The 15,478-nt window shown below is 48.1% G+C and carries 12 protein-coding genes; 11 read left to right on the forward strand and 1 reads right to left on the reverse strand.

Going from position 1 to position 15,478, the window contains the following annotated elements; all coding sequences use genetic code 11:
* Positions 1-172: 172 nt before the first annotated feature.
* The 9 genes from CAP50_RS05380 to CAP50_RS05420 all read left to right on the forward strand — a co-directional run bounded on the left by CAP50_RS05380 (position 173) and on the right by CAP50_RS05420 (position 11,164).
* Positions 173-1,084, forward strand: coding sequence for a hypothetical protein (locus CAP50_RS05380; RefSeq protein ID WP_100749266.1), 912 nt, complete (start codon positions 173-175; stop codon positions 1,082-1,084).
* Between the two features lie 209 nt (positions 1,085-1,293).
* A complete protein-coding gene (locus CAP50_RS05385) occupies positions 1,294-1,878 on the forward strand; it encodes an alpha/beta hydrolase (RefSeq protein WP_100749267.1) in 585 nt (194 codons plus the stop codon).
* Positions 1,879-2,218: 340 nt separating this feature from the next.
* Positions 2,219-2,854 (forward strand): hypothetical protein, encoded by a 636-nt coding sequence (locus CAP50_RS05390; RefSeq protein ID WP_100749268.1) that lies wholly within the window; start codon positions 2,219-2,221, stop codon positions 2,852-2,854.
* A gap of 199 nt (positions 2,855-3,053) precedes the next feature.
* Positions 3,054-4,205, forward strand: a complete 1,152-nt coding sequence (locus tag CAP50_RS05395; protein ID WP_100749269.1) for an acyl-CoA dehydrogenase family protein — start codon at positions 3,054-3,056, stop codon at positions 4,203-4,205.
* 101 nt (positions 4,206-4,306) lie between these two features.
* Complete coding sequence (locus CAP50_RS05400; RefSeq protein ID WP_075101170.1) at positions 4,307-5,521, forward strand: acetyl-CoA C-acetyltransferase; 1,215 nt, start codon at positions 4,307-4,309, stop codon at positions 5,519-5,521.
* A gap of 64 nt (positions 5,522-5,585) precedes the next feature.
* A complete protein-coding gene (locus tag CAP50_RS05405) occupies positions 5,586-7,769 on the forward strand; it encodes a 3-hydroxyacyl-CoA dehydrogenase NAD-binding domain-containing protein (protein ID WP_075101171.1) in 2,184 nt (727 codons plus the stop codon).
* A complete protein-coding gene (locus CAP50_RS05410; protein WP_075101172.1) occupies positions 7,762-8,901 on the forward strand; it encodes a CaiB/BaiF CoA transferase family protein in 1,140 nt (379 codons plus the stop codon). Before CAP50_RS05405 ends, CAP50_RS05410 begins: the two co-directional genes overlap by 8 nt.
* Before the next feature lie 97 nt (positions 8,902-8,998).
* The gene (locus tag CAP50_RS05415) at positions 8,999-10,318 is read left to right on the forward strand and encodes a short-chain fatty acid transporter (protein WP_075101173.1); all 1,320 of its coding nucleotides are present in this window, start codon (positions 8,999-9,001) and stop codon (positions 10,316-10,318) included.
* 195 nt (positions 10,319-10,513) lie between these two features.
* A complete protein-coding gene (locus CAP50_RS05420; protein ID WP_241900661.1) occupies positions 10,514-11,164 on the forward strand; it encodes a glutathione S-transferase in 651 nt (216 codons plus the stop codon).
* 40 nt (positions 11,165-11,204) lie between these two features.
* Here CAP50_RS05420 and CAP50_RS05425 read toward each other — a convergent pair whose 3' ends face one another.
* Positions 11,205-12,428 carry an SIP domain-containing protein gene (locus CAP50_RS05425; RefSeq protein WP_075101174.1) on the reverse strand — a complete coding sequence of 408 codons (1,224 nt, stop codon included), beginning with the start codon at positions 12,426-12,428 and terminating at the stop codon, positions 11,205-11,207.
* Positions 12,429-12,680: 252 nt separating this feature from the next.
* Between CAP50_RS05425 and CAP50_RS05430 the strand changes: the two genes are divergently transcribed.
* Together CAP50_RS05430 and hglS are read left to right on the forward strand one after the other, a co-directional pair.
* Positions 12,681-13,628 carry a LysR substrate-binding domain-containing protein gene (locus tag CAP50_RS05430; protein WP_075101175.1) on the forward strand — a complete coding sequence of 316 codons (948 nt, stop codon included), beginning with the start codon at positions 12,681-12,683 and terminating at the stop codon, positions 13,626-13,628.
* 289 nt (positions 13,629-13,917) lie between these two features.
* Positions 13,918-15,411 (forward strand): 2-oxoadipate dioxygenase/decarboxylase HglS, encoded by a 1,494-nt coding sequence (gene hglS, locus CAP50_RS05440; protein ID WP_446737504.1) that lies wholly within the window; start codon positions 13,918-13,920, stop codon positions 15,409-15,411.
* The last annotated feature ends 67 nt before the right edge of the window (positions 15,412-15,478 follow it).

Genomic DNA, 15,478 nt, shown 5'->3' on the forward strand with positions numbered 1-15,478 from the left:
ACTTTCCTTTATAAATACTAACTGATAGATAAGCGACGTCATTTAATAAAATGGCGAACAGACTCGGCTTGCCGAAAACAAGGATATCGCCAAGTGCTGCCAAACAATAAAACCAGCAATTCGACAAACTATGCAACAAGCAATGCAAAACTAAAATAATAAGGATATGACAATGACAAAGTTAACGTATGAATTTGAGCAAAAACGCGTAGACAATATGCAGTGGGCAGGTCGCTCAAAACTGTCTGGGTTAACGGCATTGGCCAGTGAGCAAGGGCGAGTACGAAAAAAACCCTTGTTTTATCTCGAAAGTGTGTCGGTAGACAATTATGTAGATGACATTTATTTTGTGAATAATAGCGATGAGACGCTGAGCTTTGTCGCGCTATTTATGCCTTATCGAAACATAATAGAGGCAGGGGCCAAGCTCGGTGATATCAGTGAGGAAAATCTAAATAAAGTAAAGCTTTATAGTGATGACATGGACCGTTTATACACCGATGTACTACCCAACCAAGGCGTGCGTATCGGTAGCAGTCATATCATTTATGACAGTGATGCGTTGATGCAGTGGCTGATACACCTGCCCTTTAAGGGGGCTAAGACGCATTACGCCATTTGGCGCTTTAACGTGGTGGAGAAAGGCGGTATAGGTGGGTCTTATCCACTGCTATGGGAGGATTTTAGTAAGCCCTTACCTATGGTGAGTAGCGAATGTCTATTTGAAAAGTCCGAAATGCCGATAGAGGCCAGTGTTTACGAGGAGCGTTGTGTGCTGCTTGAGCGGCTGATTGACGCATTTGGGGTGACCAATGCCATATTTATCTTAGCGATTAACGATGTGCTGTATCGTTACTGCGTGGGCTGGAGCGCGCCTTATAGCGAGTCGGATATACAGGCGCAAGACATCGCGCTCAAACTAAAAAAGCAAAAGCCAAAAGATGCGCAAGCGGTAAAAGGTATTATCCAAGCTGTTTATGACTTTTGGTTTAATGAGGGTTTTGCAAAAAATATCTCGATGCAGGCTTGTGAGGAGGTTTTGGCTTTATACCAAGCGCAGGTCGCTATAGTCGATTCTAAATAAAAGAATCATACGTTTATTGATCAGCAAGGCCGATAAAAATTTTCTGGCGTGCTGTGCCTACGCAGACAGAGGTTGCAAAAATTTCTATCAGCCTTGCTATAACATTTTTATAGTGAACTGACTATAGCCAAAAAGCAGTTTAATCTAATTTAAATCTATAAGCCAAGCTGTTGAAAAAAATAAATAATTATTAAAAAAAGGAGAACGCTATGATGTTTCCTATCGAAAACAATGACACGTTTTTGTTGTTTTTTCATGGGCTTGACTCAAGCAATGAGACCAGCAAATATACCTGTATCACCCGTGAGCCAAAATATTGCCAAACGGTCAATTACCGAGACAACTTTGCAGAAGTATTTGAGATTTATGATGCCTTGATTCGTGAAAAAATAACACAGTATCCGCGCGTGGTGCTGGCAGGGCATTCGCTGGGCGGCTGGTTTGCCAATCATTTCGCCCACCAATACAACTTGCGGGCGCTATTGGTTGCGCCTTGTATCTATCCGAGTGAGGTGTTGGCCGATCGTATTCCAAACATCTCTGATATGAAGCTGTCTTTTCCGACATCAAACACCGAGATGATGCGAGTCATGATGGAGGTCGACGATGAAAGCTTGGATGTGGCGGTGGCTAGACGAACTTTGGTCAATCTGCCTGAGAGCTGGGAAGTCGATTACTTCGACGGCGGTCATCACCGTATCGCCCGCAGTAGTGATATCTGGTATCACTTGGTTCACCTATGCGAAGATCCGATCGTTTGGGTGGATGACGCAACCTACTATGGAGAGGACTAAAGAGCGGGGGTGAAAATTAAAGGATGGACTTCATCTAAAAAAAGCAGTTATTTGAGAGTAAAATAATTATTCACAAACAGACACACAGTTCCGTATTTATTTACGCTTATCTGATGTGCTATCATCATAAAACGATTTATCGTGGGTTTAACAGTTTTGTATTGCCAATCACTATTGACGACGATGATGTCAATTGAATGATGGCGTACAAACCTTGCAACTTCCAGCACGATATAAAACAACTCTGGTAAAGCGCATGAGCCTGTACTCCGACATCCTCATTTGTGCCTGATTTTATTATTTTTCGTCGGAGTTATAGGAATCTAAGGTGTCCACCATCATGAGCCACTCATCTCATCTTTCTAAATACACTCGTCACTATCGCCCGCAGCACCCGCTTGCTCAGTATATTGTTACTCAAATCAACACGCTAGAGCTGCGTGCACCAGATATCATCAGAGCCATGGGCTATCCGTTAGGCCATACCATACCTGCTTGTGAGCGCTTGCGCCATGTCTTGTGTCATCGTCATCTTGGGCTTGATGACAGTTATATGGACAGATACTTTAGTGCTGATGCGTTTTTGGCCACGCTGTTTGAGATACTTGAGCTACCTTATGAGCCATTTGCAGAAGATATCGCCCAGATTAAAGCTCAAGTGGCGCAACGCTCTGATACTTTGCCTCACTACCGCCTGCGAGCGCAGGTCGATTTTGCGTTTGTTGACGGGGCCAATTGGCTGTCTCGATGGGGGGCGGCGTTGGCAACTGAGGTGCATTTGCCAAGTGGGTTTGTGACATTAGATGAGCGCGAGCGCAAGGCGGCGATCAAGCAGAGTATCCGTGAGCATTATCGGCAGTTTGATGGTCATCTGCCTTACAACGGGGTGATTCAGGGCTATCAGCTGATGGTGCTGCAGCAAGATGAGGTCATCGAAAAAGTAGCCTATGGACTGCCGACCTCTAGCAGTGTGTAAGAATTTACTCAATAATCTCGAAAATAGTTTGCATAAAGCCTCACTAAATGGTGGGGTTTTTTTGTGGCACTGACTTGTTCGTAGTGTCTTGCGCAAGTGCTATTAGTGGCCTAGTATGAGTCTCATGCCAAAGCCAAAAGGTACGAGTTTTACCTTTATTTATTCAATATAAACCACCCACCATGTCAAGGAAGACACCATGAGTATCGAAAAATTTACCCCAAACTGGATGACCGAAGAGCATCAGATGGTCTATGACAGTGCGCTTAAAATGTTTAAAAGTTGGCAGTCAAAGGACGAGGAATGGCGCAAAAACGGCATGATAGACCGTGCTGCGTGGGAAGAAGCAGGGGCGATGGGGTTTTTGTGCGCATCCATACCCGAAGCGTATGGCGGCGGTGGCGGTGATTTTGGTCATGAGGCCGCGCTGCTGTATGCACAGGCAGAGGCCAACCAGCCAGGCTTTGGCGGCATGGTGCATTCGGGCATCGTCGCGCCGTATATCTTAAAGCATGGCACTGCTGAGCAAAAGACAGAGTGGCTACCTAAAATGGCAACGGGCGAGTATGTCGCGGCCATCGCCATGACCGAACCTGGCACAGGCTCTGATCTACAAAACATCAAAACTTACGCAGTCAAAGACGGCAACGACTATATCATCAATGGCTCCAAGACCTTTATCACCAATGGTCAGCATGCCAACCTTATCTTGCTAGCCTGTAAGACGGATCGCGAAAAAGGCGCGCAAGGCGTCTCGCTCATCGTGGTAGAAACCGACAAGGCCGAAGGGTTTGAGCGTGGTCGCAATCTCGACAAAATCGGTATGAGCGCACAGGATACCTCAGAGCTGTTTTTTAGCAATGTCCGTGTGCCACAACGCAATTTGTTGGGCGCTGTTGAGGGTAAAGGTTTTATCCAGATGATGGAGGAGCTGCCACGTGAGCGGCTTATTATTGCCTTATCTGGGGTAGGCGCGATGAAGCTGGCAATTAATTTGACGTTGGACTATGTCAAAGAACGTGAAGCCTTCGGTAAGCCGGTTTGGCGCTTTCAAAATACACGCTTTAAGATGGCCGAGTGCTACGCAGATTATCTCGCTGCCAGTAGTATGTGTGATGCTGCTGTCGATGCCATTCTGGAGGACAAGCTGACCGTACCGCATGCATCACTGATCAAATACTGGGTCACCCAAAAGCAGTGTGAGGTGATTGATGAATGCGTGCAACTGTTTGGTGGCTATGGCTATATGACCGAATACCCCATCGCGCGCCTGTATGCTGATGCTCGCGTGCAAAAAATATACGGCGGCACAAATGAGATTATGAAAGAGCTGGCCTCACGTTTTATGTAAATGGTGGTCACTTATTCTCAATCTGGGTTTATGGCTGGGTGTATTTAAGATAAAGACAGATGTAGATTTGTTAAGGATTTAACAATAAAAAAGGGATTTTTATGACTGAGACTGCGTATATTTATGATGCGATTCGTACCCCGCGTGGTAAAGGCAAAAAGGATGGCAGCTTATACCAAGCGTCACCGATTTGGCTGACACGCACGTTACTGCAGGCGCTGCAGCAGCGTCATCACTTAGACACCAGCCTAGTCGATGACGTGGTGCTTGGCTGCGTGACCCCTGTTGGCGAGCAAGGCTCTGATATTGCACGTATCGCGGTGATAGATGCTGGCTGGGCGCAAAATGTGGCGGGCGTGACCTTATCTCGGTTTTGCGCCTCGGGCCTTGAGTCTATTAACTTAGCTGCCGCCAAAGTCATGTCAGGTATGGAGGATATGGTGGTCGCAGGCGGCGTAGAATCCATGAGCCGCGTGCCGATGGGCTCTGATGGCGGTGCTTGGTATATGGATCCGAGGGTCAATGAGGCGACGCATTATGTGCCGCAAGGCGTTGGCGCTGATACCATCGCCACGCTAAAAGGCTTTAGCCGCAGCGACGTCGACGCCTTTGCCACCGTGTCGCATCAACGGGCCGCGCACGCTTGGGAAAATGGCTATTATGACCACTCTGTCGTCCCTGTCTCTGATATCAATGGCATGCTGCTATTGGCGAAAGACGAAACCATTCGCCCAAATACCAGCACTGAGGCGCTAGCGGCTCTCAATCCTTCCTTTGCGAAATTTGGCAAGATGGGCTTTGATAGTGTGATTTTGGACAGATACACCACCATCGAAGCTGTCAATCATGTGCATCATGCAGGCAACTCGTCAGGTATCGTCGATGGTGCGGCGCTCTGCTTGGTCGGTAGCGCTGCCGCTGGTAAAAAGGCAGGACTCAAACCCCGTGCCAAAATCACCATGGCCTCAGTCATTGGCTCAGAGCCAGCCATTATGCTGACAGGGCCGACGCCTGCCTGCCAAAAAGCCCTCAAAAAGGCGGGCATGCAAGCCTCCGATATCGACTTGTGGGAGATTAATGAGGCGTTTGCTGCCATACCACTCAATACTGCCGATGACTTGGGTATCTCTCTGGATATCGTCAACGTCAACGGTGGCGCGATCGCCATGGGTCATCCGCTTGGAGCCACGGGCGCAATGCTGATGACCACCGTCCTTGATGAGTTAGAACGCCGTGATCTCAACACCGCGATGGTTACCCTATGCGTCGGCGGCGGGATGGGTATTGCCACCATCATCGAGCGTGTATCGTCTTGATAAATAGCGCCGATAGGTTTTTAGGGATTTATATCGAAGTAGAATAATATTAAAAGGACTTAATATGATCACAAACAGCATAGATGCCATCAATGCACTGAAGCACTTTTCTGCCGAATTTGATAATGGAGTTGTTACTGTCACAATCGACCAAAGCCACCGCAAAATGAACGTCATCGGTGATGGCTTTACGGACGCCTTTGCTGTGCTGACCGATAGCTTTATCAATGACGAGATGGCTATAGGCTTGATCCTGACATCAGCAAAAGAAACCTTTGTGGTGGGCGCTGATATCGACCAGTTGGCGAGTATGAAAACTGCCGAGCAAGTCTTTGAATTGGCCGAACATCTCAAAGACAGCTTACGCAAACTTGAAACTTCAGGTAAGCCAGTCGTTGCCGCGTTAAATGGCACAGCGCTGGGTGGCGGTTTGGAGCTGGCATTGGCCTGTCATTATCGCATCGCGATTGACGATCCCAAGATCTCACCTAAACCCAAGCTGGGTCTGCCAGAAGTGAAGCTCGGCTTGCTACCAGGGGGCGGCGGTACTCAGCGCCTACCGCGTTTGATCGGTATTCCGGCAGCGCTTGAGCTGATGACCCAAGATAAAGCGTTACGTTCAGCTGCTGCTAAAGGCATCGGTCTGATCGATACGATTGCCACTGATCAAGCAGATATGCTACAGCAGGCCAAAGACTGGATAAAAGCCAATCCACAGGCGCAGCAGCCGTGGGATAAAAAAGGCTTTAAAATCCCAGGCGGCGACAGTCAGCATCCCAAAAACGTGCAGCTATTTTCTGTAGCGCCGGCTATAGCCAATCAAAAATCCCACGGCAATTATCCAGCGATTACCCATATCTTATCTTCTGTGTTTGAAGGCGGCCTTGTAGACATCGACACTGGCCTTGAGCTTGAATCACGTTTTTTTGCTGCTTGTGTGTTATCAAGTGAGTCCAGAAATATGATCAATACCCTTTGGACTCAGCTAAACAGTATCAAAAAAGGTCAGTCGTGTCCTGATGGCTTTGATCGCACGATCACCAAAAAAGTTGGCATATTAGGGGCGGGCATGATGGGCGCGGGCATTGCTTATGTCACTGCCAAAGCGGGCATCGACGTGGTACTGCTCGATACCGATCTCGCAGTGGCTGAAAAAGGCAAAGCCTATTCTGCCACCATTTTGGATAAAGCCATTAGCCGTCGGCGCTCGACAGCTGAGAAAAAGCAGACACTGCTAAATCGCATCACGCCGACCACTTCTTATGAAGACTTAGCAGGCTGTGACCTTGTCATTGAAGCGGTGTTTGAAAACCGTGAGATTAAAGCCAAATGTACCCAGCAAAGTGACGCGGTGATTGCTGAGTCGGCTGTCTATGCGTCTAATACCTCGACATTACCGATCACTGGATTGGCTCAGGCCAGTACGCGCCCCAAGCAGTTTATCGGGCTGCATTTTTTCTCGCCAGTCGACAAGATGCCACTGGTGGAGATCATCATGGGCGAGCAGACCGATGATGCCACCTTGGCAAAAGCCTTTGATTATGTGCTGCAAATCGGCAAAACACCGATCGTCGTCAATGACAGTCGCGGTTTTTATACCTCACGGGTATTTGGCACTTACGTGTCAGAGGGTATCGCTATGCTAGGTGAGGGCGTACATCCACGCAGTATCGAGGTCGCTGGCCTAAAGGCAGGTATGCCGATGCCGCCACTGGCGTTGCAAGACGAGGTGTCGCTCAGTCTAGCGCTGCACGTGAGCGAACAGCAGCAGCTAGATATGGCTGCCGAAGGTAAGCCCGTATCCGTGCGCCCTTCGTACGAGATACTCAAAACACTGGTCAAAGCCCACAAGCGCCAAGGTAAAAAGACCGGCAAAGGCTTTTATGAATATCCTGATGAGGGCGATAAATACCTGTGGCCTGAGTTGCTGAATTTATATCCACCACGCGCCCAGCAGCCAGCCCAGCAAGAGCTAATCGATCGCTTGATGTTTATTCAAGCCAATGAGTCGGCTAAATGCTATCAAGAAAATGTCGTGCGCTCTGTCGCGGATGCCAATATCGGCGCTATCTTTGGTTGGGGTTTTGCGCCGCATCACGGTGGTACGCTTCAATTTATCAATGCCATGGGGCTAGAGGCGTTTATCACGCGCAGTCGTGAGCTTGCTGAGCAATACGGCGAGCGTTTTCAGCCAGCGCAAATAGTGCTCGATATGGCGGCTAAAGGTGAGGTGTTCTCTGATGACTGATGTAACGACTGACTTAACGACTGATTCAATCTTAAACTCCATGGCAGACTGCTTACAAGGGCTGAGAGTGGTCGATTTGACGCGTAACTTACCAGGGCCATTTGCCACGCGCCTGCTGGCCGATTTGGGTGCAACGATCATCAAGATCGAACCCAAAAATGGCGACCCTGCTAGAGCCTTCGGTGAGCTGTTTGCCGCATTAAACCATGGCAAAACTACCGAAAGACACGACTTTCGGGACCCCAAAGGCATTGCGGCTATCAAAGCGCATATCAAAGATGCCGATGTCATGCTCGATAGCTTTCGTCCTGGTGTGTTAGCAGGCATGGGATTGGATGCCAAAACGCTGTATACGCTTAATCCAAAGCTTGTGATGGTATCAATCACTGGCTACGGCGTGACGGCTAAAGCGTCCAATGAGAGCGCTGCGATAGATGCGAGTGCGATCAATCACCCACGAGCCAGTCATGATTGGGCGCATAAAGCTGGCCACGATATCAACTTTATGGCGATGAGTGGTGTCCTTGACCAACTAAAAACCGCAAGTGGCGAGCAGGCCATGCCCAATGTACAATTTGCAGACTTGGCAGGCGGCAGTGATACTGCTGTCATTGCGCTGCTCGCTGCAGTGTTTGCCGCGCAGCGTACCGGCAAGGGTCGTCATATCGCGGTCAGTATGACCCATAGCTTATACCAGCATCTGGTCATGCCCAAGGAAACGGGCGCGCTGGTCAAAAGCTTTTCAGGAGACATGCCTGCACCGCATCTTGATTTTTTGGGCGGGCTATTGCCTTGCTATCGTTTGTACAGAACCCTTGATAATCGCTATATGGCTGTTGGCTCATTGGAGCTGAAATTTTGGCAAGGGCTGTGCGAGGCGTTGGCACTGCCAGCACTAAAAGACAGCCATTGGCAGCTTGGCGTTATGCCAAACTCCCCTGAGAGCCAAGCAGCAGCAAAGGCTGTGAGCGATGCCTTTGCCAGTCAGACACTCGCCCATTGGCAGCGGCATTTCGCACCCATTGATGTTTGCGTTACCCCAGTGCTTAGCTTACAAGAAGCCAAAGCGCATCCGTTATTTGTCCATCAAGACAAGTACTACTCAACGCCTGGGTGGCAGCTGGTCGAGTGAGACTGTATGCAATGTGTAGCGGTTGGGGAAGATAAACGATAGGCTAGATAAAAATAACAGTGACCAAGGACGTCTTTAAATAAAAAGGAGTTTACTTATGAAAGCAATTACCCGTTTTTCCAATAGCTTGATGGAAAAATACTTACCTGATCCATTTTTGTTTGTGTTGATATTAACCTTAGTGATTTTTGTGATGGGCTTAGGGCTCACTGAGTCATCTCCTATAGAGATGGTCACATATTGGGGCGATGGATTTTGGGCGCTGCTGGCGTTTTCGATGCAGATGGTGCTGGTGCTGGTCACAGGATTTGTGCTGGCAAGTAGTCCAATATTTAAAAAAGGCTTGGGTCACATTGCCGGTTTTGCGCATTCACCCAGTAGTGCGATTATATTGGTCACCCTCGTGTCTCTGGCAGCAAGCTGGATCAACTGGGGTTTTGGTTTGGTGATTGGCGCGCTATTTGCCAAAGAATTGGCAAAGCGGGTTCATGATGTCGATTATCGTTTATTGATTGCCAGCGCTTACTCAGGCTTTATCATCTGGCACGCTGGGTTTTCAGGATCGATTCCGTTGTCTATTGCCACAGAAGGGCATCCGTTTGTTGATACCATTGGTGTTATTCCAACGAATGCCACCATCTTTGCTGGCTACAACTTAATTATCGTCGCGGCATTGGTGATTATCGTGCCTCTACTAAACCGCATGATGATGCCAAAAAAAGAGGACACGATTACGGTCGATCCAAAGCTGCTGGTGGATCCTGTCAGTGAGACGCTACCAGATAAATCAGATATGACACCTGCTGAGCGTTTGGAGAATAGCTGGGTTTTATCGATGGTTATCGGTGTGTTAGGTATTGCTTTTATTGTTTATTATTTTGTCCAAAATGGGTTTGCCCTAACGTTAAATTTGGTGAACTTTATGTTCTTATTTCTCGGCATCATATTTCACGGAACGCCCCGCAACTACTTGATTTCTATTCAGGAGGCGGTCAAAGGTGCAGGCGGTATCATCGTTCAGTTCCCGTTTTATGCCGGCATCATGGGGATGATGACTGCCTCTGGGCTGGCAGGGGTGATATCAGAGGCCTTTGTCAGTGTGTCGACGGCGCAGACGCTACCGCTTTTTGCTTTTTTGAGTGCAGGATTGGTCAACTTTTTTGTCCCCTCAGGGGGCGGGCAATGGGCAGTGCAAGCGCCCATTATGTTAGAGGCGGCCGACATGCTGGGCAGTGATCCGTCACGAGTGGCGATGGCGGTGGCATGGGGCGATGCGTGGACCAATATGATTCAGCCGTTTTGGGCACTACCGGCTTTAGCCATTGCAGGACTCAAAGCCAAAGACATCATGGGTTTTTGTGTCATCGTGCTGCTTGTCAGTGGTGTGGTGATTGGGCTTGGCCTATTGTTTTTGTAAATGCTGCTTTTATAAATGTCGTTTGTATAAAGTATAAATAAAGCCAGACCTTACCTGCTTTAGGGGTGAGGTCTTTTTTATGTTAGTCTAGGGCGTGTCATCGATTAGCACGTATAGTCGCTTGAAAACAAAACGACTAAGCCTCGCTGTCTAAGTGATGACATGCCCAGTGATTTTGATTTTATTGTGAGAAATATGATGAGACCTTCTTTGCCGCTCTTATATTCTTTTCGCCGCTGTCCTTATGCTATGCGTGCTAGGCTTGGCCTTGTGTTTGCAGAGCAGCAAGTGATGCTGCGCGAGATTGTCCTAAAAGACAAGCCGCCGCAGATGCTAGCGATTAGCCCAAAAGGCACGGTGCCTGTGCTACAGCTTGCTGATGGTACTGTGATTGAAGAGAGCTTTGATATCATGATGTGGGCGCTAGGCCAGCATGATCCAAACTGCTTGCTTGACGCTCAGATGTTGTCTCAGGCCAATGCCCTAATCGATAAAAACGATAATGAGTTTAAGCATTGGCTGGATCGCTATAAGTATGCGGATCGTCATCCTGAGATGAGCCAAGAAGAGTATCGCCAGCGCGGCGAGGCGTTTTTGCAGATATTGGAGACGCAGCTGACCAATAGCACTTATCTACTCGGAGATGGCATCAGCGTTGCTGATATTGGTATCATGCCCTTTGTCCGTCAGTTCGCCCATGTGAATCGCGAAGTATTTTACCACTTGCCGTATCCACACCTGCAGCGCTGGCTGAAGCATTGGCTGGCGCATCCGCTGTTTTTGCAAGTGATGACGAAATATCAGCCATGGCAAGAAGGAGACGAGGTAGTGATTTTCCCATCCTAGCTCATCTTAGCTTTGTCCAAGCCCAGTTTTAGTCTGGGATTTAGTCATGTCGCCAATATACCTTGACCACCACATCAGTACGCTCAAGCCCCAGCCTTTTTTGTAATAAAGGGCGGAGCGCCTTTGCGGTTTTTGCCTCTAGCGCGCCCCATACTTTGTCGATCTGCAATGGCTGCTTGGTTAAATAATCCGCCAGTTGTCTGTCGATCTGCGGTGCGACGTTTTGCCCTACCGAGGCAGGATTCATTATCATAGGCAGTACGGTAAAGTGACGATCAATATGACGTCGGGCGCTGTTTTTGCTGCTGTCTCTGGCATCGATGCTCAGTGTGATGTCATCAAAATACTCTTGGTCAGCGGCATCTTGGGTGACACAAATGATCAGCGGCGGCGTTGGGTTGTCCCATAGCTCTAATAAACGTGCTGCTGTGGGCATGGAGGTCTCATCGACGATCAGTAGTGTCTGTCCTGTGTGTAAATGCGCCACTTTTTCAGGAAACTCTCGTTTGGTGACCACGGTGTCACCTGCCTGCAGTGCCATGGCCCAATTGCCGCCTGAAGTATCGCCATGCAAAAAAACATCGACCCATGCTCGCACGCCATCAGCGCTCCGCCATGCTTTTCTTAAGGTGTAGTAGACCTGCGCTCTAGCAGGCTGCGTGGTGTTTTTGCTAGGCTGGCTGCTGCTGGCTGTCCTCGCGTTATGCGCCAAATCGAACAAATACGCGTAGCCTGCCTCGTTTGTAGGCACGGTATCTGGGCTAGAGCTGTCATGACGATGGTTTTGTGAGTCCATACTAAGCTCAAGACGCAGCATGTTTTCACTGACTTTATAGCTGCGTTCTACGACAAAGACTTGCCGAGTCAGCTTGATGGTTTTTTTACCCAGTTTTTTATCTGCTCGCTGCCTCAGCAAAATATACTGCTCTTGTAGCTCATCGACTTGCGTGAGAGGGGCGGCAAAACCAATAAAGAAAGACTGTGGTTGCCGGTGCCTGTCTTTGGAGTCGATAGGCCGCGTCGCCAAGGGTTTGGCTTGCAGGCAGATACCTTCTGCATAAATCGCAGTTAATTGCGCCTCTGTATGCTCAAGCTCAGCTGCCGATAATGGGCTAAATGCCCGCAAAAACCCAAGCAGCTCATCGATGTGTTCTTCATTGATGTGAGCGATGATGCCTGCCATCTCAGGGTCGTTTAGATCGGTATAAGGGCGGACTTGATCGTCTAAGTCGGGGGTGGTTACAAAAGAAAAGGCGGGGGTCATAGACATACTCACAAACAACAAACATTCAAAAAAGTACTTATATTAAAGGTAATGATAATTGTTTTTGTTATCATTTACGAGTTGAATTTACTAAATTTCTAAAAAGTAGACAGACTGGCAGGTAAAACGATTTATATCGTCTCTTATAACTGGGATAATGTGGTTGTAGTCAAATCTAAATAAATCAGATACATGGCTATGTTTATTTTAGAAACCTCTTTTACTGATATGTCGAATGAGAACCCATAAGTTATGAGCACTGATGTTAAGACCCCTTTGACTTTTAGAAGATATCCATCGACGACCGCTTTGCAGTGTTTTGAGACGGCAGCTCGGCATTTGAGCTTTACCAACGCCGCGCAAGAGATGCACATGACGCAAAGCGCTATCAGTAAGCAAGTCGCGCAATTAGAGGAGATGCTGAACCTGTCGCTGTTTTATCGGACGCCGCACCGCATCTCCTTGACGCCCGCTGGCAAGACTTACTATTTAGAGGTGTTAGAGATTCTCAAACATATCGAGGCGGCGACTACTAGTCTAATGTCAAACAATGATAATTCAGAAGTGCTGAAAATCGTCTCGCATCCGACCTTTTGCTCGCGTTGGCTGATGCCTGCGCTCAACGGCTTTGGCAGGGCTCATCCGTTGATTAATCTAAATATTAAAGAGCTGGCGGGGCCGTTTTTTTCTGAAGATCAAAATGTCGATGTGGCGTTTTTGTATGGTGATGGGATTTGGGGAGGGATGGAGTCCATCAAGCTGTTTGATGAGTATAATGTGGCGGTTTGTCATCCGGATTATTTGGCTGGCAAAGCGCCTTGTACGAGCAACATCGCTCAGTGCACTTTACTACAGCTCAGCTCTCGCCCCAGCGCTTGGTATGAGTATTTTAGACAGCAGGATATTCGTATCGAGGGCACCTTTGTCGGTCCACGTTTTGATACTTTTCATACGACTATTTCGGCGGCATTACTCGGCTATGGTATCGCCTTGGTGCCACTGCGCCTAGTGGCACCAGAGCTGCAGTCAGGGGCCTTGGTGCGTGCATGGAATTATGCAGCAAAGGGTCGGGGTGCTTACTATATATCTTATCCATTATCTTTGGGTAATTCGCACAAAGTCAAAGTTATTGTAGAGTGGATCTCAACTTACCTGCAACACTCAAACGACCCTCAGCAGGACATAGAGTGTGCATGGTAAGCTAAAAAATAAATGCATGCTTTTGGGTGTCAGCTCATTGTCAATGCTTTGTTGATGAGGTTTGATAATCGATGGGCTAAGCAGGTGCTGCTACCAGCTTGCTACCTGCCTGACCACCGGCCGACTTATGGCCGGTTTTTTATGCCAATGACAAAAAGGAATGATGCCACAACTATTCTTCGTTTGCTGATGATAGGCGGGTTTGCTCAAATTATATCTATCTAGTCAAGGAAGATAAGAGACAGCCATGGAGCAGCAAAAACACCTGAATAATAAAGGATACATACTTGTGAGCCATACCTTTATCAGTAGCGATGATATTCGCCACAATTTTTCTATCGCCATGTCAGAGATGTACCAAAAAGAAGTGCCGTTATATGGTGACCTCATCGATTTGGTGAGCGAGGTAAATACCGACGTATTAAATAAACAGCCTGATATCAGGCAGCAGCTTGTGCACACCGGAGAGCTTGATAGGCTAGGTATGGAGCGCCACGGTGCGATTAGATTGGGCACCGCCGCTGAGCTAAGCATGATGCGCAGGCTATTTGCGGTGATGGGTATGTATCCTGTAGGCTATTATGACTTGGCGGCTGCTGGCGTGCCTGTGCATTCTACGGCGTTTCGAGCGCTTGAGGCATCGTCATTAAATAAAAGCCCATTTCGCGTATTTACCTCTTTACTGCGCTTAGATTTGATCGATGATGAGGCCTTACGGCAAGAGGCGATGGCGGCGCTAGATAAACGCAAAATCTTTACAGATAACGTTATTAGCTTGATTGAGCGCTTTGAGGAGCAGGGCGGGCTGATGGCGGCAGACGCTAAGCAATTTGTTAAAGAAGCGTTAGAGACTTTTCGCTGGCATGACAAAACGCCCGTGTCAAAAGCGCTTTATCAGCAGCTATTAAGCCAGCATGGACTTATCGCCGACGTCGTCGGTTTTAAAGGCCCGCATATCAATCATCTGACACCCCGAACCTTAGATATCGATGCGGTACAAGCTGGTATGCGAGCAAAAGGTATCCCGCCAAAAGCCATTATAGAAGGGCCGCCAAGACGGCGATGTCCTATTTTATTACGTCAGACCAGTTTTAGAGCATTAGAAGAAGCGGTTAATTTTAAAAATCCAAAAGGCGGCTATCAAACGGGGCATCATACTGCGCGCTTTGGCGAGATTGAGCAGCGCGGTGTGGCTTTAACGCCCAAGGGCCGAGCGCTGTATGACCAACTGCTTAGCCAAGCACGCCGCCAGTTAGGGGCGACGCCAAATGCCGATAACGCCTTGGAGTATTATCAGATTTTAGAAAGTGCATTTGCAGCGTTCCCTGATGACTATCAAATGCTACACGATGAAGGGTTGGCGTATTTTTACTATCAAGCGGTCGATAGCGATACAGATAACGCGCAAACGCTAGATTCTATAGACGTAGAAAACATAGACGTAGAAAACGTAAATGACCCTTTATCAAAGCAAGTGGTTACTGATTTGCTTGAGCAAGGGGCTATTCGTCTTGAGCCGATTGTCTACGAGGATTTTTTGCCCGTCAGTGCGGCGGGGATTTTTCAGTCCAATTTGCATGACGACAGCACAAACGACAGTGCAAACAGCAATGAAAACGACGAAAACAGAGGCAAGCAAAGCAAGGGAGAGGTTTATTCAAATAAAGAAGCCTTTGAGAAAGCTTTGGGCGCTCAGGTTTACGATGAGCTCGCGCTTTATCAAACGCTGCAAGCAGAGAGTCTCAAAGCATGTCTACACAGGCTGATGCAACTTGCTGAATAAAAAAAGACAGTAAGCAGGGCGGGTATGCCCAGAGGTTTGCCTGCCATTCCAAAAAGGAATGACAGTA

It is taken from the genome of Psychrobacter sp. L7 (assembly GCF_002810365.1).
Lineage (GTDB): Bacteria > Pseudomonadota > Gammaproteobacteria > Pseudomonadales > Moraxellaceae > Psychrobacter > Psychrobacter celer.